Here is a 25,201-nt window from a genome sequence, read left to right as displayed (position 1 = left end):
GCATCGAGCTCACCGAGCCGTTCCGGCCACTGCTCGATCCTGGGCAGGTTGTCCACGTGGCATCACCGGCCGAGTGGGCCCTGACGTTCAGCACGGATCAAGGCCGAGACGCCATCACGGAACGCACATACAAAACCACCGACCGTCACATGCAGACGGTCGGTGGTGTGAAACAGAACTACGTGGTGGACGATACTGGGATTGAACCAGTGACCTCTTCCGTGTCAGGGAAGCGCTCTCCCGCTGAGCTAATCGTCCTCGGGAACCGGCGAGACCGGTTGCGAGCGGACGACGGGATTCGAACCCGCGACCCTCACCTTGGCAAGGTGATGCTCTACCAACTGAGCCACGTCCGCATGTTGCCGGGTTGGTTACCACTTGGCTTCCGGGGCCCGGCGACGGGTAGAACTGTACCTGATCGCGGGGGCGCTTCGCACATTCAATGCCCGGCGGACGGCGGGTCGCAGGGCATGGGGCCGAACGGGTGAGGGCTGCGGCGCGGTGGGGCGGGGGTGCTCGCTGGCTGATCACGGGCGTCCTAGGCTCCCCGGACGTGACGACAGTGACTCCTTCGGACCGGGCGGACGCGATCTCCTCTTCGAAGCGGCCCGCCGCGATTCCAACGCAGCGTTCCGACCGCGCTTTGCGGCTGCTGGTTCTCGGTACCGGCGACGACGCGGTCGCCTTCCGAGAGCGGGCCACGCAGGCGGGGGCCGAACTCGCGCAGCGCTTCTCCGTGCGGGTTACGCACGTCGTGGTTGAGGACGGCGTCGGCGAGCAGGACGCGCGGGTCGTGCGGGCACGGACGGCCGGCGTTCCGGTGCTGGGCTTGGCGGATGGCGATGAGCTGCTCGCGGGGGACGGGGATGGCGATGAAGCTGAGGCTGAGATGGGGGCGGGGGTGGAAAGCGCTCAGGCTGAGATGGAGGCTGAGGACGTCGGCCATGTCGCGGGTGGAGGGGAAGCGGCGGTCGTGGCCGCGGCCGGGGATGACGTTGAGGCTGCCGCACAGTGGGACGGCTTGTCGCAGTCGGGCGTGGAAGAGCCGGCGGTCGAGGACGATCCGCACCGGCGCGTGGTTTCGCTGATCCGTCCGCGCGCTGAGCTCGCGCCCGAGCCGACTGACGTGCGGCCCTCGGACGTGTTCACCGACTCGGCGCTTGAGGCGGTCCTTCACTTTCCTGCGCTGCGCGACGGGGAGGACGAGGCGAAGCCGGGTGATCAGGCACCTGCCGATACCGAGCGATCAGTGCTGACGGAAGTGGCGGCGGAGAGCTGCGGGTGCGAGGAAGAGGCGGCGGGAACGGTAGGGGAAGGGGCGGGAGATCTCGAGGATGCAGAGGCGGCAGGGAACGCGATCGGGTCCGGGCGAGGGCGAACCTCGCGGGCGGCTGCGTCCGTCGCGTGGGCGCTGCTGCCGTTCGTGAGCATCGGGCTCCTTACGCCGATTGGCATGGCGTACGCCGCGTACCGGTTGCGGTCGCGGGTGTTGTCCATCGCAACCGCGTGCTACACGATCGCTGTCGGCGCCGCCTTCGCCGTGTCGGCTGCTTCGCCCGTGCGGACGGGAACGCACGCTGCGGCCGGTGAGCTACTGCTGGCGTGCCTTGGAGCGTCGTGGCTTGGCGGTACGGTCCACAGCTTCCTGATCCGGCGGCGGGTGTTCGGGCACGCGCATTGATGTTCTGACGGTTTCGCCGATCTTGTAGCGCGCTCGATGGCCCTCTGGGATGATGCGCGGCATGGACGGCACCCACACCTTCGCCGCCAGAATGCTGACACTCCAGGTCCTGCCCGCCGGCTCGGAGCGGTACTTCGACGGGTCGCGGCCGATCACCATCGGCCGTGACGCGGCCGCCGACGTGGTCGTTCTCGACACCGCCGCCTCCCGGCAGCACGCGGTGCTGCGGGTGGACGTCGGTGGCGGTTGGGTGTTCGAGGACCAGTCGAGTAACGGTACGTATCTGGACGGTTCACGCGTCGCACGGATGTCCGTGGATCGGCCGATGACCTTGACCCTCGGCGCGTCTAACGGTGCGGCGCGCCTACGGCTGGTGCCGCCTGTGCCCTATGGCGCGCCGGATCCGCATACGCCCGACCCGCCGATGTATGCGCCCGGTGAGAGCGCACCGGGCGTTTTCACGGGTACGTACCGCACGTCGGGATCGCGGATACGCATCGGGCGCGCGCTCGACAACGACATCGTGGTCGATGACCTGCTCACCTCGCGGCACCATGCGGAGCTGCGTACCGCGCAGGACGGCGGGTTGGAGATCGTCGATCTCGACAGTCACAACGGCACGTTCGTCGATGGCCGCTTGGTCTCCGGGCGTGCGCGGGTCAGCGAGGGTTCGCTCGTCGCGATCGGGCACACGTTGCTGCGGTTGCGGCACGGGACGCTGGAAGAGTACGTCGATACGGGCGTTTCCGCGTTTGCCGCGCTTGATCTGAGCGTGCACGCGGGGCGTCGCAAGCTGCTGAGCGGGGTTAGTTTCGCGCTGGAAGGCGGGCAGCTGCTGGCGGTGCTCGGACCGACGGGGGCGGGGAAGTCCACGTTGTTGAAGGCGCTGACGGGTGAGCGTCCGGCGGATCGCGGCTCGGTGCTTTACAACGGCCGCGATGTGTATGGGGCATTCGCGGAGCTGCGTAATCGGATTGGGTACGTGCCGCAGGACGACATCCTGCATCCGCAGCTGAGCGTGCGTGCAGCGCTCGACTATGCCGCGCGGCTACGCTTTCCTCCGGACGTGCCGCGCAGCGAGCGGTCTGCACGCGTTGACGCGGTGATGCGCGAGCTGGGGCTTGAGCACCGCGCCGGGATGCGGGTGGAGAAACTGTCCGGCGGGCAGCGCAAGCGGACCTCGGTGGCGATTGAGCTGCTGACTCGGCCGTCGCTGCTGATCCTCGACGAGCCGACCTCCGGCCTCGATCCGGGCTACGAGAAAAGCGTCATGGAGCTGCTGCGGGAACTGGCCGACGGCGGGCGCACGGTACTCACGGTCACCCATTCGATACAAAGCCTTGATTTGTGTGACCGTCTGTTATTCCTTGCGCCTGGCGGACAGACCGCCTATTTCGGTCCGCCGTCGGATGCGCTCCCGTTCTTCGCGCAGCCCGGCTATCCGGAGGTGTTCCAGCATCTCGACCGTGCGGCGCCCAGCACGGTGCGCGAGGCGTTCGCCGGGACCGCGATTGAGCGGCGCTACGTCACCGAGCCGCTGGAGGCGCAGCGCGGACGGTTGAAGCTGGCCACCGCCCAGCCGCACGCCCCTGGGCGTAGCCCGCATGCGCTGCGTCAACTGGTCACCCTGATCCGCCGGTACACGGCGCTCATCTCGGCGGATCGCCGCAATACGCTGTTGCTGATGGCGCAGGCGCCGATCCTCGGACTGCTGATGCTCGGCTCCTTCGGCACCGGGAACCTGAAGCCGGGCACGCTCGCCGCAGCGCAGAACGCGACGACGGTGCTGCTCTCGCTGATCCTGGCGGCCAGCTATCTGGGGGCGTCGAACGCGATTCGCGAGATCGTGAAGGAGCGCGCGATCTTGGCGCGCGAACGCTCGGTCGGCCTTTCGGTGTGGGCGTATGTCATGAGCAAGACCCTGGTACTCGGCGCGATCACCGTCATCGAGTCCTTCGTTCTGACGTATATCGCACTATTGCGTCAAGGTGGCCTAGCGCGTGGGGTCGTGCTGCACAACGGCCGAATAGAGATCGCCCTGGTGGTCAGTCTCACCGGGCTGGCCGCGATGACCCTTGGACTGCTGGTCTCTGCGCGCGCGAGCAACGCGGACAAGGTGCTGACAATTCTCCCAGTGATTCTGTTTGCTCAGTTTGTGCTCAGTGGCTCGGCGTTTCCGGTGCGCGGTACGCCGGGGCTGAACGCGGTCGCGTACGTCTCCGGTGCGCGCTGGGGTTATTCGGCGGCGGCGAGTACCGCGGCACTCGATCAGTTACTCGGCGACGGCTGTAACGGCGCGGAGACGATGGGGCCGATGCCGAACGGCGGCATGGGAATGGTGAACTGCGATCCGGCGCACGCACCGACGGTCATGGCGTGGAGCCAGGACATGGCGTTGCTGGGCGCGCTGGCCATCGTTTCGCTGGCCGGAGCCGGGCTGGCGGTGCGGAAGGTCGGACGGCCGGCGCGGCGGTAACGCGGGTGGACAGGTGGACGGGGCGAGATCAGCTGATCGGGAAATCGGGCTGGGCGGCCTGGAAGCGGGCTTCCACGCTCGCGTAGACGTTCTGCTGCTGCGGTTCGAGATCAAGCACCGGAGGTTCCGGAGCGGACGCGGCCATGGAGCGTGCGCCGAAGACAAATCCCCCGGCGGCTGGCGAAATTGACGCGACCGCGGAAGTGGTCAGGCCGGTGTCGGCGAGCTCGATCAATCCGGTTATTCGACTGCCGACCGCTTCCGCGTAGTCGCGGGCCCGCGTCACGGCCTCGGCGACCGCACGACCACGCGCCTCGCGATACACCGGAGACAAGCGCCGCAGCCGCCAATGCGGCCCTTCGATCGTGGCGGCCTCGAATTCGGCGAGCCGCGCGACCAGCTCGCCGAGTATCGCCAAATCCGCGACGGTCACTCGGATGCGTACCGCGCCCGAGTACGAGCGGATCTTCTCGTCTTTACCCTTACGCAGCTCCGGTGCGACTGACACGCCGGTGGACTCGACGCGCTCGACCGAGTCCCCGTAGGAGCGCATCAGGCTCAAAACCTCGTCGTTGCGTTTGACCAGCCGCTCGAACGCCTCGCGCCGGTCGCGCGCGTGGGCGATGATCACAACCGTCAGGTCCGCGACTTCCGGATCGACGAGCAGTGTGGCTTCTCCGCGCACACTGATCACCGCGGGCGATGTGGAGACGGGCCGCCGGGATTCAGGCGGCGCCGATTCGCGCGGTGCGGATGCAGGTCCTGCCCCGGGTATGGATTCGTGATTCGCTGCTTCGTAAGGCGCTCGCTGCATCGCGGCCGGCTCCTCGCGTGGCATGTGACGGCGCGCGGCGGCGGGCAGTGCAGACGGTCGCAGCATCTGCCCTCACCGCTGGTCACCTCCGACGCTACCGGGCAGCGACCTCCTGTCATACCTCCGGCAAACGCAGCAGGCTAATCGTGCTCGAAATGAAACGCTGATGCCTGGTCGGCTGTCTAAGACAGCACGTCAAACGGTCGCATCATCTCATTGTCTTCGTGGTCGATGATGTGGCAGTGATAGACGTAGCGGCCCGGAATGTCGAAGTACGCGCGCAGCTTCGTGGTTTCGCCGGGGAAGGCGAGGACGGTGTCCTTCGTCCCGGTCTCCCACGGCTGCGGCGGCCGTACCTTGCCGTCCGAACCGGTGCGGCTGACCACCTGGAACTGGGTCTGGTGAATGTGGATCGGGTGCCCGTCCACGGTGAAGTTCACCAGGTCGAACTCGACGACATTGCCCGCGACCGGCTTGACGTCGACGGCGTCGTCCCAGAACCGGGAATTTGCGCTGCCGTCCGCGTTGAGCGTGCCGAGCGTGCCGTAAATCGGCGCTCCGTCGTAGAACGCCGAGTCGATCTCGTTGAGGGAGACCCCGAACGTCTGGGACGGTGCAGCCAGCCGCGCGACCGAAGGCAGGTGTAGCTGGGCGGGCGGGACGGACACGTCCGCAATTCCCTCTGCGCTCGCGCTGCTGCCGACCACGATCTTCAGCACCTGGCCGGTGGTGAAGTAGTCACTGGCCATGAAGTCGGTGTTCGGTACGCCGCCGTGGTAAGGCTCATCCGGGCCCTCGTTTATCAGATAGAGCACCGTGCCGGCCGGGAGATTGGTGAAGTCGAGGACAAGGTCAGCCCGTTCGGCCGGTGCGATGATCGCCTCATCTATCTGCGCGGGTGCGGGCAGGAAGCCGCCGTCCGAGCCGATCTGCCAGATCGGCAGTGCCGCGCTCACCGGCCGGTCGGCGAGTGGGTTGGTGACCAGCTTCAGCAGGTACGTACGGGCGTTGGACGAGTTGAGCACCCGTAGCCGGTAGCGGCATCGCGCGACATGCCATACCGGCCATACCGCGCCGTTCACGAGCACGGTGTTCGCGAAATACTCCGGGTTCCAGTAGGGCGGCGTGTCGGTCGTCGGGATCCACGGACCGCCCGCCGTCGTGTCGCCGAAGAACGTGCGGCTGTCGGGGAAGAACAGCGAGCCGTCCTTGTTGAAGCTGCGGTCTTGCAGCACCATCGCGACCTCCTGCGCTCCGGAGGGCAGGACGCCGCGCGGCAGGTCGGCGGGGCCGCCGCGCAGCAGGTAGAAGCCCGCGAGGCCGGACTGCACGTTGACCCGGGTCATGCCGAGCACGTGGTCGTGGTACCACAGCGCAGTGGCACGTTGGTCGTTCGGGTACTGATAGGTGGACGTCCCCGGCTGCCAGGTCACTCCGAATCGCTCGGCGGCCTCGGTGCGGTACCGGTCGTAGAAAGTGCCGACGGTCGCGTATCCGGCCGGGATGTTGCTCGCGGCGGGCAGTGTCCACGCCTCGGGGTAACCGTCGCTTTCCTCGGTGACGTGCGCGCCGTGCAGGTGGGTCACCATCGGGACGGGTCCAGAATACGGCGGCGGCGTCGAGGTGAACACGGTGTGCGAGTCGCGGCCGCTAAGTCCGCCGGGCGGATTCGCCCAGTGCAGCGTGGGGTCGACGGTGAACAGGTGCGGCAGGTACTTTCCGCTGCTGTCGACGAGCTGGTTGGCCCAGGTGACGCGGACCGGCCGGTTGTACGTGGCCTCGATGGTGAGCGCTGGGGCGTGGAAGGTACCGCTCGCGGACGGCGAGCCATAGCCCCACACGGTGGTGCGTGGATATCCGGAGGGCAGCATTTGCTGCCTGAACTGTCGGCTGGCGATGAAGTAGGTGTCGATCGGCGCGCCGTTGAAGCTGCCAACACCCGTGGAGGGCATCACGCCCAGGCGCGGAAGCTCGGTGGCGTACTTGGGAATGCTAAGTGGGTCGAGACTGCCGCCTGGAACGGGGTTCGGTGTGGCCATGGGCATCGCCGCACGGCGTACCGCAGCGTTGCGCACGGTTACGGGCGCGGCGGTATGTCCGCGGGGCAGCGCGAAAGCGGTGCCGCCAGCTACGATCATCCCGCCGACGCCGAGCACAGCTCGCCGGGAGAGAAGCGCGGGTGGGCGCGTGGATTCGGTCGTGGAGCCTTCGTCGGGAGCGCCGTCGGTGTCGGGGGTGTCTGACATCAGGTGTTCTCCTGGTCCGCCAGAGAGCTGCTGGAGGCAGCGTCAGGTCCGCGAGCGTTCTGGGCGCGACTTCTTACACACGGCCCTCGGAGCGACTACGAACTCTGCTGTCCCCGGCAGTCCACCTGCGGAGAGGGCGCGCGCCAAGAGGCTTAGTACTCCACGCGGCAGGGCGGACCGGCCCCGGGGTCATCGACCTAGGGCCTGTCTCGTAGGGCCTAGCGGCGCCTACCGCTCGTGGCCCTCTTCGGGTCGGCGCGCGACCGCGGAATGGGCAACGGGGCCCTGATGTTGGCAGACTGTTAGCCGGTGTGCCATTCGGCGGGCGATCGCGCGGGCGGCGACAGCGGGACGAGATGACGGATGGGACGGAACCGACCGTGGGAGAGCCACTCTACGAGCTGGACCAGGCTGGGCTGGACGCGATGGCCGAGGCGCGGGCGGTCTCCTCCGGGGGTTCGGGCCAGGGCGGCGACCTGGTCCTGCTGTATCACTTCGAGGGTTTCATGGACGCCGGGCACGCCGCCGAGCAGGTCGTCGACCACGTGCTGAGCGCGAAGTTCCAGTTCGAGGGCGCCGGTGAGGAAGGGCAGCCGGGCAACCCGGTGGTGGCCAGGTTCGATACGGACCGGTTGGTGGACTACCGCGCGCAGCGCCCGACGATGACCTTCGACACCGATCACTGGTCCGAATACGACGCGCCGACGCTGGACGTGAGGCTGGCGCGCGACGCGATCGGCACGCCGTTCCTGGTCATGTACGGCCCGGAGCCGGACACCGAGTGGGAGCGTTTCTCCAAGGCCATGATCGAGATGGTCGGCAAGCTGGGCGTGACGCTGTCGGTCAACTTCCACGGCATCCCGTTCGCGGTGCCGCACACCCGCCCCACCACGCTGATCCCGCACGGCAACCGCCAGGACTTGCTGGCCGGGTACACCGCGTGGTTCGACCGCGCGCAAGTGCCGGGCTCCGCGATGGCGCTGACCGAGTTCCGGCTGAGCGAGCAGGGGCACGCGGTGCTCGGGCTGGCCGCGCAGATCCCGCACTACATTTCGCGCTCGCCGTACCCGGCGGCGGCGGTGCGGATCCTGGAGGCGGTCACCTCGGCGACCGGACTGGTGTTGCCGGTGCAGGAACTGCACGCGGAGGCACAGCGGGTCGACGCGGAGATCGAGTCGCAGGTGGCTCAAGGCGATGACGATCTGCGTTCGATGATCCACGGGCTCGAGGTGCAGTACGACAGTGTGGCCGGGTCGGACGCGCAGACGAACCTGCTGGCCGATCAGGCGGCGCGGATCCCGACCGCGGAGGAGCTGGCGCGGCAGTTCGAGCAGTTCTTGGCCGAGCAGGATCGCGACACGGATCACTGACCGCTCCCGTGGCCGGCGGTCCGGCACTGCGGATAATCCGTGGTGGGCACCTCAGCGTGCGCCTAGGCTGCCTGCCGTGACGACGGATCAAGATTGGCTCGCCTGGCACGAGCGTTACGACGAACCCGGCTCGCGGCTGGCGCGGCGGCTGGTCGTGGTGCAGGACCGCATCACGCGCGCTCTGGACACTGCGCCGCCGGGGCAGATCAGAGCACTGTCGATGTGCGCGGGCCAGGGCCGGGATCTGCTCGGCGTGCTCGAGCGTCACGCGCGCCGCGATGACGTAACGGGCGTGTTGGTCGAACTGGACGCGCGCAACGCGGACGCGGCCCGGCAGCGGGTGCGCGACCTCGGTCTGAGCGGCATCGACGTCATTACCGGCGACGCGGCGCTGACCGACCACTACCTCGCGTACGCCCCGGCCGATCTGGTGCTCGCCTGTGGCATCTTCGGCAACCTTAGCGACGGGGACGTGCGCCGCACGATCGGCTTCTGCGCGGCGCTGTGCGCTCCCGGCGGCACCACGGTGTGGACCCGGCATCGCGGCGAGCCGGACCTCGTCCCGCGGATCTGCGACTGGTTCGCGCAGGACGGATTCGAGCTCGAATTCGTCACCGACCCGGGCGACTTCGGTGTGGGCGCGCACCGCCGCCGCGCCGACGCCGAACGACGAGCGTTACCGCCCGGCGAGATCATGTTCACCTTCATCGGCTACCTGACCATGGCCCAGCGCGGCTGCGAGTAACTGCACCGCACCGCGGCCGACGGATGACCGTCGGCCGGAACGCTCTGCCAGAAGCGCTCTGACGGAAGTGCTATGGCAGACGCACTGTGTCAGGGCGCTGGGACGAAAGTCACCCGCTGCGACCCGAGGCCGGAGATGCCGAGCTCGACGACGTCGCCGGGCTTGAGGTAGTCCTCGGCGCGGCCGGTGGCCAGCGCGACGCCGCCGGGCGTGCCGGTGTTGATCATGTCGCCGGGTTCGAGAACCATGAACCTGCTGACGTACCGGACGATCTCGCCGATGCCGAAGATCAGATTCTTGGTATTCGAGCTCTGCCTGCGCCGGCCGTTCACATCGAGCCACAGTTCAAGCGCGCCGGGATCGGGCACCTCGTCCGCGGTCACCAGATAGGGGCCGGCCGGGTTGAAGGTCGCGCAGCTCTTGCCCTTGTCCCAGGTGCCGCCGCGCTCCAGCTGGAATTCGCGCTCTGATACGTCGTTACAGGCCAGGTAGCCGGCGACGGCGGCCAGGCCCTCCTGCGCCGATTCCAGGTAGTGCGCCCTGCTGCCGATCAGCACGCCGAGCTCGACCTCGTAGTCGGTCTTCGTCGAGCCGCGCGGGATGTGCACCTGGTCGTTCGGCCCGACCATGGTGTCGGGGGCCTTCATGAAGACGACCGGTTCCTTGGGGATCTCGGCCCCGGTCTCGGCGGCGTGGTCGGCGTAGTTCAGGCCGATGCAGACGATCTTTCCCGGGCGCGGGACGGGGGCGCCGATACGCACGCCCTGCGGCATCGGGACGGCGTCGGCGGCGCGTTCGGCGACCGCGGCGCGCAGCCGGTCGAGTCCGCCGCCGGCCAGGAAGCGCGGGGTGAAGTCGGCGGTCAGGTCGGAGACGTCGAGGACCAGGTTTCCGTCGAGGGCCACGTAGGGGCGTTCGCCGCCGGGCTCGCCGATGCGCAGTAGCTTCATGCAGCGGACTCTACGGCAGCGTGGGACATCCGACCATTCTCGCACGCGCGAAACGCATCATACCGGGATGCTCTAGCCCGGTTCTTGAACACTTACCGGTTCGACACTGGACAACGCCGAAAGCGCTGGCGTATACATCGGATGACTGCTGCTGGACGATCGGTCTCCGCGCGCGGGGATCGCCGAAGGGGTTACGCCGCATGGCCCGCGCCGCCCTCATCACCACGCTCGACTGCCTCGACCTGCGCTTTCCGACCTCGGCGACGCTGGACGGCTCGGACGCGATGAATCCGGACCCTGACTATTCCGCCGCTTATGTCATCCTGCGCTCCGATGACATGGACGGCTTGGAGGGACACGCTTTCTGCTTCACCATAGGCCGCGGCAACGACGTGGTGACCGCCGCGATCGGCGCGCTGCGCCCCTTCGTGGTGGGCCGGCCGCTCGACGAGGTGCTCGATCATCTCGGCCGGTTCAGCGCGGAGCTGGTCGGCGACAGCCAGCTGCGCTGGCTCGGCCCGGAGAAGGGCGTCATGCACATGGCGATCGGCGCCGTGGTCAACGCCGCCTGGGATCTGGCCGCCAAGCGCGCCGGCAAGCCAGTGTGGAAGCTGCTCAGTGACCTCACGCCGAAGCAACTGGTCGACTTGGTCGACTTCCGCTACCTCGTCGACGCGCTCTCCCCGGAGGAGGCGCTTGACCTGCTGGAGGCGGCGGAACCGGGCCGCGCCGAGCGCGAGAAGATGCTGCTGCGAGACGGGTACCCGGCTTACACCACCTCGCCCGGCTGGCTCGGCTACGACGACGCGAAGGTGACCCGCCTGGCCCGGCAGGCGGTGGCCGACGGTTTCACCCAGATCAAGCTGAAGGTCGGCGCCTCGCTGGCCGATGACGTGCGCCGGTTCCGCGCCGCGCGCGAGGCGGTCGGTCCGGCCGTGCGCATCGCGGTCGATGCGAATCAGCGCTGGAACGTGCCCGAGGCGATCGCCTGGATGGGCGCGCTCGCCGAGTTCGATCCGTACTGGATCGAGGAGCCGACCAGCCCGGATGACGTGCTCGGGCACGCCGCGATCCGCCGCGGGGTCGCCCCGGTGAAGGTGGCGACCGGCGAGCACGTGCAGAACCGGGTCGTGTTCAAGCAGCTGCTTCAGGCCGGCGCGGTGGATATCGTGCAGATCGACGCGGCGCGCGTCGGCGGGGTCAACGAGAACGTGGCGATCCTGCTGCTGGCGGCCAAATTCGGCGTTCCGGTGTGCCCGCATGCCGGCGGCGTCGGGTTGTGCGAGCTGGTGCAGCATCTGTCGATGTTCGACTTCGTGGCGGTGACCGGGCGGATGGACGACCGGGTGATCGAATACGTGGATCATCTGCACGAGCACTTCAGCGATCCGGTGCGGATCAAGGGCGGGCGGTATCAGGCACCGACCCGGCCGGGTTTCGGCGCCGAGATATTGCCGGCCAGCCGCGCGCGGTATCTCTTTCCCGACGGTCCGGTGTGGCAGGAGCGGCTGGAAGCGGTGCAGTAGATGACGAGGAGCGAGGACGTGCGCAACGACGACGAGGGCGCGGTGTCTGCGGGCGACGCGACCGGGGCGGTCCTGCGCGATTTCGCCGGGTTGGCCGCCGTGGTCACCGGCGGCGCGTCGGGGATCGGTGCCGCGACGGCCGCGCTGCTGGCCGAGCGGGGTGCCCGGGTCGCGGTGCTGGACCGGGCGATCGGCGAGGCCGAGCGGAAGAACGACTCGCTGTCGTGGATCTGCGTGCAGGCGGACGTGACGGACGATGACGCGGTACGCGCGGCGATCGCAGCGGTCGTGGACGCGTTCGGCGGGATCGACGTGCTGGTCAACAACGCGGGCATCGGGGCGATCGGCACCATCGAGGAGAACGACGACGCCGAGTGGCAGCGCGTCTTCGACGTGAACGTCTTAGGCATCGTCCGCACCTCGCGCGCGGCGCTCCCCCACCTGCGCCGATCGTCGCATGCCGCGATCGTCAACACCTGTTCAATCGCCGCGACCGCGGGATTGCCGCAGCGCGCGGCGTATTCGGCGGCCAAGGGCGCGGTGTTCTCCCTGACGCTGGCGATGGCGGCGGACCACGTGCGCGAGGGCGTGCGGGTGAACTGTGTGAACCCGGGCACCGCGGACACGCCCTGGGTCAGCCGGCTGCTCGACCAGTCACCGGACCCGGCGCTGGAGCGCGCGGCGCTGGAGGCCCGCCAGCCGATCGGCCGCCTGGTCTCCGCCGCGGAGGTCGCGCGCGCGATCGCGTATCTGGCCAGTCCGCTGTCCGGATCCACGACCGGCACCTCGCTCGCCGTGGACGGCGGCGTGGCGGGGCTGCGGGTGCGCCCGCCGGGAGCCGCGACTCGGTGAGAGCTGAGCAGCGACTTTCGCTGTGCCGAGTGACGGTGACAAGTGACCGTGCCCACTCGGGCCAGACGCGCGAGTGCTCCGATCTCCGCCTGGCGCAGCGGCTGGACGGAACCTGCGCATGCGCCATCGAATGATCATCGAACAACCACCTCAGCGGCACCACCAGCATCACCGCCGAACTTCGTATCGCTTTCATCTCGACCGTTGACTGACTAATTCATCCGACCTATGTTGCAGTCCGAGTAAGCGAGCAAGCGATTGCTCGGCCCCGGTTCCATTCGATTCTCAGCGCCGAGACTCCAGGAGAAACCGTTGGACCGTCACCCCGCGTCGCGCCGAGCGCGGCACACATCCCGGATCGCAGCGGTCGCGGCGGCGCTGACCCTCGCCGCCGCAGGCTGCGGATCCCACACGACCAACAACAGCACCGGCTCATCCGGCACCGGGCCGATCAAGATCGGTGTCGCGCTGACGTACAACAACACAGCGTTCTGGGCCGCCTACATCAACTACGAGAAGCAGTACGCGGACCAGGACAAGGTCCAGCTGATCGGCCCGCTGCTGGCCCAAGCCGACGCCTCGCTGCAGAACCAGCAGATCGAGGAGCTGGTGAATCAGGGCGCGCAGGCGATCATCGTCAACCCGGAGACCGCGACCAGCCTCGGCCCGGCGATCAACTACGCCACGGCGCACCACGTGCAGCTCGTGTCCGTGGACACGATCGTGGGCGTCGGCCACGTGTACATGGTCGTGCGCGCCTCCAACACCCTCTACGGTCAAGACGCCTGCGGGTACATCACCAGCAAGGTGCAGTCCGGCTACGTACTCGACCTCGAGGGCGATCTGGCCTCCTCCAACGGAGGCGACCGCTCGACCGCGTTCGAGAACTGCATCACGCAGAACGCCCCGAACGTCAAGCTGTTGAAAGAGCCGACGAACTGGACCGAGGCGACCGCGGTCAGCGACGCGCAGAACGCGGTCAACGCCTACGGCTCGCAGCTCAAGGCGATCTACGCGCAGTGGAGCAGCCCTGACACCGGCATCATCCCGCTGCTCAAGTCCAAGGGATACGGCAAGGTCGGCGCGGCCAACCACGTGATCCTGGTGAGCGACGACGGCGTGCCGTTCGAGATGTGCGACATCCAGAACGGAACGCTCGACGCCGCACAGTCCCAGCCCGCGAACCTGTACGCGCAGTACGCGCTGCAGTACGCGATCGACGCGGCCAAGGGCGTGACGCACAAGGAAGGCGACCCGGGCGGCGGCGCGCCGACGCTGCAGAACGTCACCTACAACGGTGACACCAACCTCGCCGACCCGATCGTCGCGCCGTTCGTCACCTCGGCGCAGCAGACGATCAACATCGCCAAGCCCGTCGACAGCCTGCCGAACACGTTGACGACAACCCCCGTGACGGATTCCACGTTGTGGGGCAACGTGTACGGCGCGGCGCACGGCGGCGTGTGCGCGGGTTCCTGACCGCGCGCGGCTGACCCCGGTTTCCCGCTGGACGCGGCGCGAGCGACGCGCCGAGAGAGGAAAGGACCACGGCGATGACTGCGGTCGAGGCAGTGGGCATCCACAAGAGCTTCGGGCCGACCCGGGCGCTGCGCGGGATCGACCTGGCGCTCGAACCGGGCCGCTGCCTCGGCCTGGTCGGACGCAACGGGGCCGGCAAGTCGACCCTGATCTCGATTCTCAGCGGCCTGCTCGCGCCGGACGCGGGCGAGGTGCGGTTCGGCGGCGAACCGGCCCCGCCCGCGGGCGCGGTGCACGCCTGGCGCGAGCGGATCGCGACGGTTCATCAGCACTCGATGGTGGTGCCTGATCTGACCGTGGCCGAGAACGTGTTTCTCGGCCGGTTGCCGCAGCGCGGCCTGGGGCCGGGCCTGCGCCCGGTCTCCTGGCGTACGGTCAAGGCGGACGCGCGGCGCACGCTGGCGGACTGGGGCCTGGACATCGACGCGGGCGCGCCTTGCCGCGGGCTGACGATCGAGCAGCGGCAGTTGGTGGAGATCGCGCGCGCCGTGGCCTCCGGGACCCGCTGCCTGCTGCTGGACGAGCCGACCGCGGCCCTCGAGCACGACGCGGTGGCCCGGCTCTTCGAACGGGTCAAGCAGCTGACCGCGTCCGGAGTGGCAGTGCTCTACATCTCGCATCACCTGGAAGAGGTGTTCGAGATCTGCGATGACGTGGCGGTGCTGCGCGACGGCGAGCTCGTGCTCTCCTCCCCCACCGCGCAGCTGAGCCGGGAGCGGCTGGTGGCCGCGATGGTCGGCCCGGTGCCGGTGCGGGAGATCGAACAGCGGCTCTCCCGGCTGGACCTGTCCGGCGGGCAGGCCCAGCAGGACTCTGACAACCTGCTCGACGTCAAGGACCTGGCTGCGTCGTCGGCCCACGGCGGGCTGCGCGGCGTCTCGCTGCGGGTCGCGGCTGGCGAGCAGGTCGGCGTCGTCGGGCTGATCAGCTCGGGCGTGGTCACGCTCGGCCGGATCGTCGCCGGGGCGGATCGCGCGGACGACGGCGCGGTGACGCTGGCCGGAAAGCGGCTGCCGAACGGGAGACGCGAGGCGGCGCTGCGGGCCGGTGTCGGCTACATCCCGGAGGATCGGCGCGCCGAGGGCTTCGTGGGCCTGATGTCGATCGCCGAGAACGTCACGATGACGGTCACCGACCGGCTCGCGCGCGCCGGGCGCGGGGTGCTGGCGCCGAGGGCGCTGGAGCGCGCGGCAGCGCCGCTGGCCGGGGCGCTGAGCGTCGCGGCGGCCTCGCTCAAGCAGCCGGTGGCCGAGCTGTCCGGCGGCAATCAGCAGAAGGTGACCGTGGCGCGGGCGCTGATCCGCGACCCGAAACTGGTCGTCGCGATCACCCCGACCCGCGGCGTGGACGTGGCCTCCAAGGAGCTGCTGCTCGGCGCCTTGCGCGCGGCGGCGGAGCGGGGCGCGGGGGTGCTGCTGGCCACGGACGACCTTGACGACATCGAGCACTGCGACCGCGTGGTCGTACTGGTGCGCGGCAAGGTCGCCGCCGAGTTCCCGCGCGCGGCGGGGTCGCAGCCGTTCGACCGCGAGGCACTGATCGCCGCGACCGAGGGTCTGCGCACGCAGGGGGCGGACCCAGCGGACGCCGACACAGCAGACGCAGACGCGGCGGAACGCAGCGGCGCGGGTACCGCAGAACGCGTGACAGGCACCGTGCGGGCGCATGAGGCAACTGATCGGAAGGACGACGGAGCGTGAGCGAGATCCAGGACCGCACGGCCGCCACGGGGGCCACGAACGCAGCGGGAGCGGGTGCGGGCCGAGGCTCCGACGCGCTGCCGCCCGACGCAGGCGGTACGGCCGCGGTGCCCGTCGAGGGCGGTCTGGTGGCGCGCATCGCCGCGCGCACCGGCCAGCGAAGCCCGGCCGCCGTGTCCTGGATCCGCCAGGCCGCGCTGCTGCCGGTGCTGGTGGTGATCCTCATCGTCGGCGCGAGTCAGAGCGCTGCGTTCTTCACCGTGAGCAACCTGGTATCCGGCGTCGGGCAGCAGGTCTCCGCGCTCGGCGTGACCGTCGTCGGCGAAAGCCTGATCCTGTTGATCGGCGGCATGGACCTGTCGCTGGAGGCGACCTACGGCCTGGCGCCGATGATCGCCGCGTGGCTGATCGTGCCGAAGCTCGCCTTCGGTTCCGGAGCCGAACTAAGCCCTTATCTCGGCATCCTGATCCTGCTCGCGATCGGCGCGGCGGTCGGTCTCGTCAATGGCCTGCTGATCGTCAAAGCACGACTGAACGGCTTCATCGTCACACTCGGCATGACCGTGCTTTTGGCCGGCGTGCAGAACGGCGTGGTGCACGGCCAGTCGCCGTACGAACTGCCGGGCGCGTTCTCGTATCTGGGCAGCGCGTTCGTGGGACAGGTCCCGGTGTCGCTTCTCGTCGCGGGGGCGATCTTCGTGCTGACCGGGTTGTTCCTGCGCTACCACCGCACCGGCCGGTCGATCTACGCCATCGGCGGGAACCCGGAAGCGGCGCGCGCGGCCGGGATCAAGGTGGACCGGATCAAGATCGGCGTCTACATCGCCGGATCGGTGTTCGCCGCGGTCGGCGGCCTGATGGAGGCCGGAAAGGTATCGTCGGTCACCGTGCAGCAGGGCTACCAGGAAGGCATCATTTTCACCGTGTTCGCGGCGGCGGTCATCGGCGGGGTGTCACTGCGCGGCGGGCGCGGCAGCATGGTCGGCGCGGCCAGCGGCGTGATCCTGCTCGGCTTGGTACAGAACGTGATCGATCTGGCGCAGGTGTCCAACTACTGGCAGCTGGCGATCAGCGGCGCGGTCATCCTGTTCGCCCTGGCGTTGGCCCGCGTGGTCGGCGGTGAAGCGAGCGCCGACTAGCCGTGAGCGACAACCCTCCTCTCTCCGTTTCGGCGCGCAGGCCACTCGGGCGCAGCGCGGTCACGGTGACCGCGCTCTCCCTCGGCACCGCCCCACTGGGCAACCTGTTCGCAGCGGTGCCGGACGAGCACGCCGCGGACGTGGTCGACGCGGCGTTCGACGTCGGCATCGGCTACTTCGACACCGCGCCGCACTATGGCGTCGGTTTGGCGGAGGAACGCCTCGGGCGCGCACTGGCGAGGCGGGACCGCGGCAGCTTCACCCTGTCGACGAAGGTGGGCCGGCTGCTGCGTCCGCTGCGGGACGGGGAGCGCACCGACGCGGAGGGCTTCGTCGACACGCCGCCGCGCGCACGGGAGTGGGACTTCAGCGCGGCCGCAATCCGCTCCTGCCTCGAAGCATCGCTGGACCGCCTCGGCATGGACCGGATCGACATCGCGCTGCTGCATGACCCGGACGAGCACGAGCGCGAGGTATACGAGGTCGGATACGCCACGCTCGCGCAGTTGCGCGAGGAGGGCGTCGTCGGGGCGATCGGCGCGGGTATGAACCAGTCGGCGATGCTGACGCGGTTCGTGCGCGACTTCGATCTCGATGTGGTGCTGTGCGCCGGACGCTACAGCTTGCTGGACCAGTCGGCGCTGGCGGATCTGCTGCCCGAATGCGAGCGGCGCGGCACGTCCGTGGTGATCGGCGGCGTGTACAACTCCGGTCTGCTGGCGAACCCGAAGCCGGGCGCGACCTTCGACTACGCCCCGGCGGACGCCGCCGCGCTCAAGCGCGCGCAGGCCATGGCAGAGCTCTGTGATGGTTTCGGAGTGCCGCTCAAAGCCGCCGCCGTGCAGTTCCCGCTGCGCCAGCCGGTCGTGGCGAGCGTGCTGGTGGGCTGCCGGAACGAGGCTGAGGTACGCGAAAACGCCGCCGCGTTCGAGCAGCCGATCCCGGAGGAGCTGTGGACCGCCCTGGCCGCCTGCGGTCTGCTCGCTGGCTAGGCAGTCGCGAACCGGATCGCGGTCGGGCGTCGCGTCCGCGTCTCGCCCACGGCGCCCGCTTCTTAGTGCCGCTCTAGAGCACCGAGCCGAGCCACTGCTCCACGCTGGCGATGTGCACCGTCGCCCAGGAGCGCGCCGCCTCGGGGTCGCGGGCCTTGAGCGCGTCGAGGATCGCGCGGTGCTCGGCGAGGGTACGCGCCGCCGCGCCTTCCTGAGTCAGGCCCCGCCAGACCCGCGCCCGCGCGGTGGGCGCCGAGAGCGTGTCGAGTAGCGAGCAGAGCACCGAGTTGCCGGACGCGGCTGAGATCCTGCGGTGGAACTCCAGGTCGCTGGCGACCAGCTTGTCTATGTCCGGCGTCTCGCCGAGGTCGTCCAGCGCGGCGCGCAGCGCGGCGATCTCGTCCTCGGCGATCCGGGTCGAGGCCATCGCGGCGGCCGCGGGCTCCAGGATGCGGCGCACGGCGAGAAACTCCAGCACCGTGTTGTCCTGGTGGAAGTCGACGATGAAGTTGAGCGCCTCGAGTAGCAGCGGCGGCTCAAGGCTGGTGACGTACGTGCCGTCGCCTTGACGCACGTCCAGGATGTTGATCAGCGAGAGCGCCTTGACCGCTTCACGCAGCGAGTTGCGCGACAGGCCGAGATCGGCGGCCAGGTCGGCCTCCTTCGGCAGCCGGTCGCCCGGGCGCAGCGCCCCGGTCACGATCATGCCCTTGATCTTCTCGATCGCCTCGTCGGTGACCGCCACGTACCACTCCCGTCGACCCTGCCGCGCCCGCCGGGACTTCCCCGGCGGACCTTGACGCCAGAACTCAGTATCGCGGTCGCCGCGCACGGAGAACAGCGGGCACGGCGCGAATTCGGCGGCGGCATTGTGGCGATGAGCAGGCAGGACCGCCTGACGGATCAGGCGTTCTGCGCAGCCAGGCGAACCCGACTTACCTCAGCGGCTTGACCCAGCGTCGCCAATGGTCTTCGCGCCGGTATCCGGCGGCCGCCCAGGCGCCGTGAGCGGTCTCGTTGCGTTCCAGGACCATCGCGTCCACGCGCCGCCCGCCCAGGGCCGCGAAACGCTGTTCCGCAGCTCCGATGAGCAGTCGGCCGATGCCTTGCCTGCGGCGGTCAGGCGCGACCGCGAGCCGGTAGAGATGGCACCGCCAGCCATCGAACCCTGCGATGACGCTACCCACGATCCGGCCGCCGCGCTCGACTGCGAGGCCGTCTTCGATCGCAAGGATGAGCGCGTCGGGGTCGCGCTCGATCAAGCCGCGCACGCCCACCGGGTCATCGCTCACGCTGACGCCTTCGGCCGCCTGCGCCCAGAACGCGAGCACCGCGTCGACTTCGCCCAGATGCGCAGGCCGGACCTCAAGATCGCTCATACGCCGATCCCACCACGAGAATTCGCCCGTGGGCCATTGGTTATCTGGTTATCAGGCCGGACCGGCGGCACGGCGGAAAGACGGCGGCTAGGCTGACGGTCATGATCGAGCAGGTCGCCAGCCGAGTGGTGTACGAGAACGCGTGGATGACGGTTCGCGAGGACGACATCATCCGCGCCGACGGGACTGCGGGCATCTACGGGGTCGTCGACAAGCCGCCGTCGGCGCTCATCCTCCCGCTTGAGGACGACGGCTTCTGGCTGGTGGAGCAGTACCGGTACCCGATCGGCGGCCGGTTCTGGGAGTTCCCGCAGGGCACCCTGCCGGATCGCGGCGACGGCGATCCGGCCGAGGTCGCGCGGCATGAGCTGGCGCAGGAGACCGGATTGCGCGCCGGGAAACTCACGCCGCTCGGCCGGTTCTTCCACGCCTACGGGATGTCGAGCCAAGCCTGCAACGCCTGGCTCGCCACCGAGCTGCGCCCGGATCCGGCGGCCGCGCCGCCGGATCCGGAAGAGGCCGATCTGGTCGCCAAGTGGTTCCCGCGCGCGCAGTTCGAGGCGATGCTGCGCGACGGCCGCATCGTGGACCTGGCGACCATCGCCGGGTACGGCCTGCTGATGCTGGAGGAACGCGCCAGGTAGAGCCCTGCTACGGGCCCCTACAGGCCGAGCGACTTCGCGACGATCGTCCGCATGATCTCGGACGTACCGCCGTAGAGGCGCGAGACGCGAGTGTCGGCGTACAGGCGGGCGATCGGGTACTCGTTGATGTAGCCGTAGCCGCCGTGCAGCTGGAGGCACTTGTCGATGATCCGGCCGGCCGCCTCGGTGGTGAACAGCTTGGCGGCCGCCGCGTCCGCCGGGGTCAGCTTGCCCTCGTCGAACAGCTCGACCGCCTTGTCGGTCATCGCCAGCGCCGCCTGGTACTCGGCCTCGCAGTCGGCCAGCACGAATTTGGTGTTCTGGAACGCGGCCACCGGCTGCCCGAACGCCTTGCGCTCCTTGACGTACTGGATCGCGAAGCGGATCGCGGCGGCGGCCGTCGCCGTGGCGCCCACCACGATGGACAGGCGCTCCTCGACCAGGTTGTGGGTCAGGTACTTGAAGCCCTGGCCCTCCTCGCCGAGCAGGTCCTCGACCGGGACCTTGACGTCCTGGAACGCCAGTTCCGCGGTGTCCGAGGTCTTCAGGCCGATCTTCTCCAGCTTCTTGCCGACCGAGTAGCCCGCGGACTTGGTGTCCACGAACAGGATCGACAGGCCGCCGCGCCGGTCCTCCGGCGTGGACGGGGAGGTGCGCGCGACCACGAGCACGCGGTCGGCCAGCACGCCGCCGGAGATGAAGGTCTTGGCGCCGTTGAGCACGTAGTGGGTGCCGTCGGCGGACAGCTTCGCGGTGGTGGCGATGCCCGCGAGGTCGGAGCCGGTGCCCGGCTCGGTCATCGCCAGCGCGCCCATCATCTCGCCGGAGACGAACCCGGGCATCCAGCGCTGCTTCTGCTCCTCGCTGGCGAAGGCCAGCAGGTAGGGGCGCACCAGATTGGTGTGGATGGCGTAGGCGCCGAAGGAGACGCCGGCGCGGGCCACCTCCTCGGCGATCACCATGTTGAACTTGTAGCTCGTCTCGCCGGCGCCGCCGTACTCCTCCGGCACGTTGATCCCGTGCAGGCCGAGCTCGCCCAGCCGCACGTAGAACTCGCGCGGGACGTGCCCCTGCTTCTCCCACTCGCCGTGGTACGGCACGACCTCGGTTTCGATGAAGTCCCGGATCATCGACCGGAACGCCTCGTGGTCCTCGTTGTAGATGCTGCGGAGCACGGGGTATGCCTCCTCGCGAGTACAGTTGAACGCTCGTTAAGCTACTCGTCAGTAGCCCGGCCTGTCCAGAGCCGTCGCATCGGGCCCGGCCGGGCCGCCAGGGTGAGTGGAAGGAGCCCGTCCATGGCCGGACGCCCCGCTGGGCACCAGGCACTGCTCGACGCCGCGTCGGCGGAGTTCGCCGGGCGCGGCTACTACGCCACCTCGATCCGGGACATCGCGGCCCGCGCCGGGGTCAGCCTGTCCGCGCTGTACCACTATTACCCGGGCAAGCAGGCACTTCTCGCGGCGTTGCTCCACGAGGGCATGGACGCCTACTTCGCCTTGTGCGACGACGCGCTGGCGCAGGCCGGTCGGGATCCGGCCGGCCGACTGGCCGCGGTCGTCGGCGCGACGGTGCGGTACCGCGCTGAACGTTCGGTAGCGAGCCTGATTCTGATTAACGAAGCTAGAGCGCTGCCTGAGAACCTGGCTGCGGCGTACCGCGAGCGGGAGCGTCAGGCCACGGACCTGTTCCGTTCGGCGATCAACGCGGGGATCGCGACCGGGATTTTCACCACACCGTACCCAGACGACGCGCGGCGCACGATCATCGCCGCGTGTAACGCCGTCGCGCAGTGGTACCGGCCAGACGGTCCGGTGCCGCTGGAGGTGTTGGCGGAGCGGTACGTGACACTCGCGTACACGTTGCTCGGGTACCGGCGCCGCACGCCGCTGGCGCGGTCAAGCTCGGCGGCTGCCGCCGCACAGCATTGACAACCTGCCGGGCGCGCGAATAGACCCGTTACCGTGATCACCGACGAGCTCGCGAAGCAACTGCCGCCAGGGCGGATCATCACCGATCCCGACCAGATCGGCGCGTATTGCAACGACGAGCACTCGTATGTGACGCCCGGTCGGCCGTGCGGCGTCGTGGTCGCACACGAGCGCGACGATGTCGTGGCGGCGGTGCGTTGGGCCGCGCGCAACCGGGTGCCGGTCATCCCGCGCGGTGGCGGCACGGGCATCGTCGGCGGTACAGCCGCGGTCGACGGTTGTCTCGTCGTTTCCCTCGCCAAGATGACCGCGATCCGCGAACTGTCGGCGGAGGACGAGTTGGCCGTCGTCGAGCCGGGCGTCATCAACGCCGACCTCGACCAGGAGGCGCGCAAACACGGGCTGATGTACGCGCCGGACCCCTCCAGCTTCGAGACTTGCACGATCGGCGGAAACATCGCCACCAACGCGGGCGGGCTGCGCTGCGTGAAGTACGGGGTGACACGCGAGTCGGTGCTCGGGCTCGAGGCGGTGCTGGCCGACGGGACCGTCATCCGCACCGGCCGCCGGACCATCAAGGGCGTCGTCGGCTACGACTTGACCGCGCTGATGATCGGCTCGGAGGGCACGCTGGGCATCGTCACGGAGGCGACGCTTCGGCTGCGCCCCGCACCGAAGCAGCCGCCGGTGACCGTGGCCGCCGAGTTCCCGACGATCCGTCAGGCCGCGGAGGCGGTGTGGGCGATCATCCGCTCCGCGGTCGGCCCGAGCCTGCTGGAGCTGATGGACCGCGCGACACTCGTCGCGCTGGACGACTGGCGCAACATCGGCCTGGACGCGGCGACCGGCGCGATGCTGCTGGGCCAGGCGGACGGATCCGACGCGCAGACGGCGGCAGCCGCCATGGCAGCGTGCTGCGAAAACGCCGGGGCGTCGGTCGTAGCCGTCTCGGCGGACGAAGCGGAGGCCGCGCAGCTGCTCACCGTGCGCCGCACCGCGTTCAACGCGATCGCGCGCCTGGGATCGTGCCTTATCGAGGACGTGTGCGTACCGCGCTCGAAGCTGCCGGAGATGTTCGATGCGGTAACACGCATCGCGCAAGAGCGCGGAGTGCTCGTACCTACGGTCGCGCACGCGGGAGACGGAAATCTGCACCCGGTATTCGTCTTCGACCGTTCACTCTCTGAGATTCCCGCCGACGTGTGGGCGGCGGCGGACGAGGTGTTCCGCGCCGCGCTCGCACTCGGCGGCACGTTGACCGGGGAGCACGGCGTCGGCACGCTCAAGCGGCACTGGCTCGGCGAGGAGCTGGGCGCGGAGACGCTCGCCGCGAATCTCGCCATCAAACGCGCGCTCGATCCGCTGGGAATCCTCAATCCGGGCAAGGCAATCTGACAAGCTCAGGACGGCCGACCACGAGTCGAGACGAGGCGCGCGCCGAACGGGCGTTACTCCGAGGCGAAGAACGACGAGGTCGCCGCGTCCGGGAGTGTGCCGTCGAGACTGCGGCGTCGCGCGCGGCGCAGGGATTCGAGTCCGGCGAGGTCGAGTGTGCGCGTCTCGATCGCGGCGGCGGTCGGGCTGATGCTGCCGTCGGCCGACAGCGTGGCTTCGGCCTTGGTAGGCGAAGCAATCGTCGAGGTCGTGGCGACCGGTTCGGTCGCCGCGGCGGTGGCGCGGCGCACCGAATAGCCGATCGCCGCGGTGACGCCCGGCAGCCAGCCGAGCGCGGCACCGAGCACGGCCGTGGTGGCCGCCTGGAGCGTCAGTACGTCACCGATCGGTGCGTTGGCGGTCATACCGAGATCCATCGCGCGCATGCCCGGCGCGACGGCGTGATCGACGAGCCCCGCGATCAGTCCGATCACCGCGGCGCTCAACGTGGTGAGACTCCATACGCCGACCAGAAGCGAGAGCCGGGCCCTGCGCAGCGCCAAGCCCCCGGCCAGCAGCCGCGCGCCGATCAGCACGAACAGCGGCCAGCCCAGGTCCAGTACGAGCCCTGCGATCCAGTGCCCGGTGGTCTGCCCGGCCGGGGCGCTCAAGCCGTGCGGGCCGAGCGTCCAGTGGAAAACGGACAGCGACCCGGCCAGCATCGGCACACTGTTACCGACCGGCCGCCGGTCCAGCGCACCCATCGTCGACCACGTCCATGGGTTGCCGATGGCGGCGGTCAACACCAGCACGGCGCCCGCGGCGCAGCCGGCGATCCCCCAGCGGCGGCGCGGTGAGAGGGTCGACAGGTATGTACGTGCCATGGCAAGCAAGCTTCGCCGGGGCGCTCAGCGAATTCAAGCCCCGAATCGGTAGTTGCCTGGTTACCGATTCGTAACAGTCCGTCCGGCCGGTATGCCTGGCCTGGGACCATGCCGGGAGCAAAACCCCCAGAGTGTTGTCGGTACGTTATGCCAGGATTGCGACCATGACGATCACCATGGACGCACAGAGCCGCCACGAGCCGCCCGGCGTGGCCGACGAGCGCACGCTGCTGACCGGGTTTCTCGACTACCACCGCGACACCCTCGCCTGGAAGTGTTCCGGCCTGAGCGAGGAGCAGTTGAAGCTGCGCTCGACCGAGCCGTCCAACATGTCGCTGCTGGGACTGCTGCGGCATCTGACCGAGGTTGAGCGCGGCTGGTTCAACAAGGGCATCGCCGGCGAAGAGACCGCGCCGATGTACTACGACGACGAGGACCAGGACGGGGACTGGAACCGGCTCGACGCGAACACCCCGACGCAGGTCTTCGAGGCCTGGCAGGAGGCCTGCGCCCGCTCCCGTGAGATCACGGCCGCGCACGATCTCGACTTCGAGGCCTCCCGCGGCGACTGGACCTTCTCGCTGCGCTGGGTGCTGCTGCACATGATCGAGGAGTACGCGCGGCACAACGGGCACGCCGACCTGCTGCGGGAACGCATCGACGGCGGCGCCATCGGCGAGTGAAGAGGTAGGGCCTGCTCCCGCCCTGTTGAATCCTGTGCTGTGGCGGGAGCAGACGAGGGTGCGCGGCGGTGGCGCCGCCCGGAGGCACAGAAGCGTCGGGCCAGGTCCGGGAGACTTGGAGTCAGGCCCCGGAGATTCAGACTCAGGCCAGTCCGTTCACCGCGTAGGAAGCCGGCGGGGCGTCACTGGTGTGCCACGAGCCGAGGAAGCCGATGCCGCTGAGCGTCGCCCCCGGCGCGATCGTCATGTTCGACGCCGTGCCGGAGATCTTCACCG

At 69.2% G+C, this 25,201-nt stretch carries 21 protein-coding genes and 2 tRNA genes; 14 read left to right on the top strand and 9 right to left on the bottom strand.

All coding sequences use genetic code 11. The features are described from left to right. Positions 1–183 precede the first annotated feature (183 nt). Positions 184–258, bottom strand: a tRNA-Val gene (locus VN779_RS23670). Between the two features lie 25 nt (positions 259–283). Then, positions 284–356: transfer RNA gene (locus VN779_RS23665), tRNA-Gly, on the bottom strand. Positions 357–553: 197 nt separating this feature from the next. On the opposite strand from VN779_RS23665, the gene VN779_RS23660 reads away from it, so the two are divergent. After that, positions 554–1,681 (top strand): hypothetical protein, encoded by a 1,128-nt coding sequence (locus VN779_RS23660; RefSeq protein ID WP_325727039.1) that lies wholly within the window; start codon positions 554–556, stop codon positions 1,679–1,681. A 61-nt stretch (positions 1,682–1,742) separates the two neighbouring features. Beyond that, the gene (locus tag VN779_RS23655; RefSeq protein ID WP_325727037.1) at positions 1,743–4,157 is read left to right on the top strand and encodes an ATP-binding cassette domain-containing protein; all 2,415 of its coding nucleotides are present in this window, start codon (positions 1,743–1,745) and stop codon (positions 4,155–4,157) included. Positions 4,158–4,185: 28 nt separating this feature from the next. Here VN779_RS23655 and VN779_RS23650 read toward each other — a convergent pair whose 3' ends face one another. Then, positions 4,186–4,842 carry an SIMPL domain-containing protein gene (locus VN779_RS23650; protein ID WP_325727036.1) on the bottom strand — a complete coding sequence of 219 codons (657 nt, stop codon included), beginning with the start codon at positions 4,840–4,842 and terminating at the stop codon, positions 4,186–4,188. A gap of 311 nt (positions 4,843–5,153) precedes the next feature. Beyond that, positions 5,154–7,217, bottom strand: coding sequence for a multicopper oxidase family protein (locus tag VN779_RS23645; RefSeq protein WP_325727034.1), 2,064 nt, complete (start codon positions 7,215–7,217; stop codon positions 5,154–5,156). A 425-nt stretch (positions 7,218–7,642) separates the two neighbouring features. Here VN779_RS23645 and VN779_RS23640 point away from each other — a divergent pair, with 425 nt between their 5' ends. Together VN779_RS23640 and VN779_RS23635 are read left to right on the top strand one after the other, a co-directional pair. Then, positions 7,643–8,587, top strand: a complete 945-nt coding sequence (locus VN779_RS23640; RefSeq protein WP_414639744.1) for a PAC2 family protein — start codon at positions 7,643–7,645, stop codon at positions 8,585–8,587. Positions 8,588–8,663: 76 nt separating this feature from the next. Then, the gene (locus VN779_RS23635; protein WP_325727030.1) at positions 8,664–9,332 is read left to right on the top strand and encodes a class I SAM-dependent methyltransferase; all 669 of its coding nucleotides are present in this window, start codon (positions 8,664–8,666) and stop codon (positions 9,330–9,332) included. Positions 9,333–9,421: 89 nt separating this feature from the next. Here VN779_RS23635 and VN779_RS23630 read toward each other — a convergent pair whose 3' ends face one another. Continuing rightward, positions 9,422–10,282 (bottom strand): fumarylacetoacetate hydrolase family protein, encoded by an 861-nt coding sequence (locus VN779_RS23630; protein WP_325727028.1) that lies wholly within the window; start codon positions 10,280–10,282, stop codon positions 9,422–9,424. Between the two features lie 200 nt (positions 10,283–10,482). Between VN779_RS23630 and VN779_RS23625 the strand changes: the two genes are divergently transcribed. The 6 genes from VN779_RS23625 (at position 10,483) to VN779_RS23600 (ending at position 18,030) form a co-directional block, all read left to right on the top strand. Next, positions 10,483–11,808: an L-fuconate dehydratase gene (locus VN779_RS23625; protein ID WP_325727026.1), complete on the top strand. Its 1,326-nt coding sequence runs from the start codon at positions 10,483–10,485 to the stop codon at positions 11,806–11,808. A gap of 72 nt (positions 11,809–11,880) precedes the next feature. Then, entirely contained in the window at positions 11,881–12,660 is a 780-nt protein-coding gene (locus VN779_RS23620; RefSeq protein WP_349260912.1) for an SDR family NAD(P)-dependent oxidoreductase, read from the top strand. A 312-nt stretch (positions 12,661–12,972) separates the two neighbouring features. Continuing rightward, positions 12,973–14,139: a sugar ABC transporter substrate-binding protein gene (locus VN779_RS23615; RefSeq protein ID WP_325727022.1), complete on the top strand. Its 1,167-nt coding sequence runs from the start codon at positions 12,973–12,975 to the stop codon at positions 14,137–14,139. Between the two features lie 74 nt (positions 14,140–14,213). Beyond that, positions 14,214–15,899: a sugar ABC transporter ATP-binding protein gene (locus VN779_RS23610; RefSeq protein ID WP_325727020.1), complete on the top strand. Its 1,686-nt coding sequence runs from the start codon at positions 14,214–14,216 to the stop codon at positions 15,897–15,899. Further along, complete coding sequence (locus VN779_RS23605) at positions 15,896–17,038, top strand: ABC transporter permease (RefSeq protein ID WP_325727018.1); 1,143 nt, start codon at positions 15,896–15,898, stop codon at positions 17,036–17,038. The genes VN779_RS23610 and VN779_RS23605 overlap by 4 nt, the downstream gene beginning before the upstream one ends. A 2-nt stretch (positions 17,039–17,040) precedes the next feature. Next, positions 17,041–18,030, top strand: coding sequence for an aldo/keto reductase (locus VN779_RS23600; protein WP_325727017.1), 990 nt, complete (start codon positions 17,041–17,043; stop codon positions 18,028–18,030). A gap of 73 nt (positions 18,031–18,103) precedes the next feature. Here VN779_RS23600 and VN779_RS23595 read toward each other — a convergent pair whose 3' ends face one another. Beyond that, the gene (locus VN779_RS23595; RefSeq protein WP_325727015.1) at positions 18,104–18,775 is read right to left on the bottom strand and encodes a FadR/GntR family transcriptional regulator; all 672 of its coding nucleotides are present in this window, start codon (positions 18,773–18,775) and stop codon (positions 18,104–18,106) included. A 190-nt stretch (positions 18,776–18,965) separates the two neighbouring features. Beyond that, complete coding sequence (locus tag VN779_RS23590) at positions 18,966–19,409, bottom strand: GNAT family N-acetyltransferase (RefSeq protein ID WP_325727013.1); 444 nt, start codon at positions 19,407–19,409, stop codon at positions 18,966–18,968. Positions 19,410–19,510: 101 nt separating this feature from the next. On the opposite strand from VN779_RS23590, the gene VN779_RS23585 reads away from it, so the two are divergent. Continuing rightward, positions 19,511–20,053, top strand: coding sequence for an NUDIX hydrolase (locus VN779_RS23585; RefSeq protein ID WP_325727011.1), 543 nt, complete (start codon positions 19,511–19,513; stop codon positions 20,051–20,053). A 17-nt stretch (positions 20,054–20,070) separates the two neighbouring features. Here VN779_RS23585 and VN779_RS23580 read toward each other — a convergent pair whose 3' ends face one another. Continuing rightward, positions 20,071–21,228: an acyl-CoA dehydrogenase family protein gene (locus VN779_RS23580; protein ID WP_325727009.1), complete on the bottom strand. Its 1,158-nt coding sequence runs from the start codon at positions 21,226–21,228 to the stop codon at positions 20,071–20,073. Between the two features lie 123 nt (positions 21,229–21,351). On the opposite strand from VN779_RS23580, the gene VN779_RS23575 reads away from it, so the two are divergent. Beyond that, the gene (locus VN779_RS23575; RefSeq protein WP_325727007.1) at positions 21,352–21,984 is read left to right on the top strand and encodes a TetR/AcrR family transcriptional regulator; all 633 of its coding nucleotides are present in this window, start codon (positions 21,352–21,354) and stop codon (positions 21,982–21,984) included. 33 nt (positions 21,985–22,017) lie between these two features. Continuing rightward, entirely contained in the window at positions 22,018–23,379 is a 1,362-nt protein-coding gene (locus VN779_RS23570; RefSeq protein ID WP_325727005.1) for an FAD-binding oxidoreductase, read from the top strand. 53 nt (positions 23,380–23,432) lie between these two features. Here the strand turns inward: VN779_RS23570 and VN779_RS23565 are convergent, their stop codons facing one another. After that, positions 23,433–24,242: a hypothetical protein gene (locus tag VN779_RS23565; RefSeq protein ID WP_325727003.1), complete on the bottom strand. Its 810-nt coding sequence runs from the start codon at positions 24,240–24,242 to the stop codon at positions 23,433–23,435. 164 nt (positions 24,243–24,406) lie between these two features. On the opposite strand from VN779_RS23565, the gene VN779_RS23560 reads away from it, so the two are divergent. After that, positions 24,407–24,925, top strand: a complete 519-nt coding sequence (locus VN779_RS23560; RefSeq protein ID WP_325727001.1) for a DinB family protein — start codon at positions 24,407–24,409, stop codon at positions 24,923–24,925. Positions 24,926–25,201 lie beyond the last annotated feature (276 nt).

The sequence above is a fragment of the Actinocrinis sp. genome (assembly GCF_035605935.1).
Lineage (GTDB): Bacteria > Actinomycetota > Actinomycetes > Streptomycetales > Catenulisporaceae > Actinocrinis.
The sequence above is the reverse complement of the archived record's forward strand: the minus strand, read 5'-3'. Positions and strand labels throughout refer to the sequence as shown.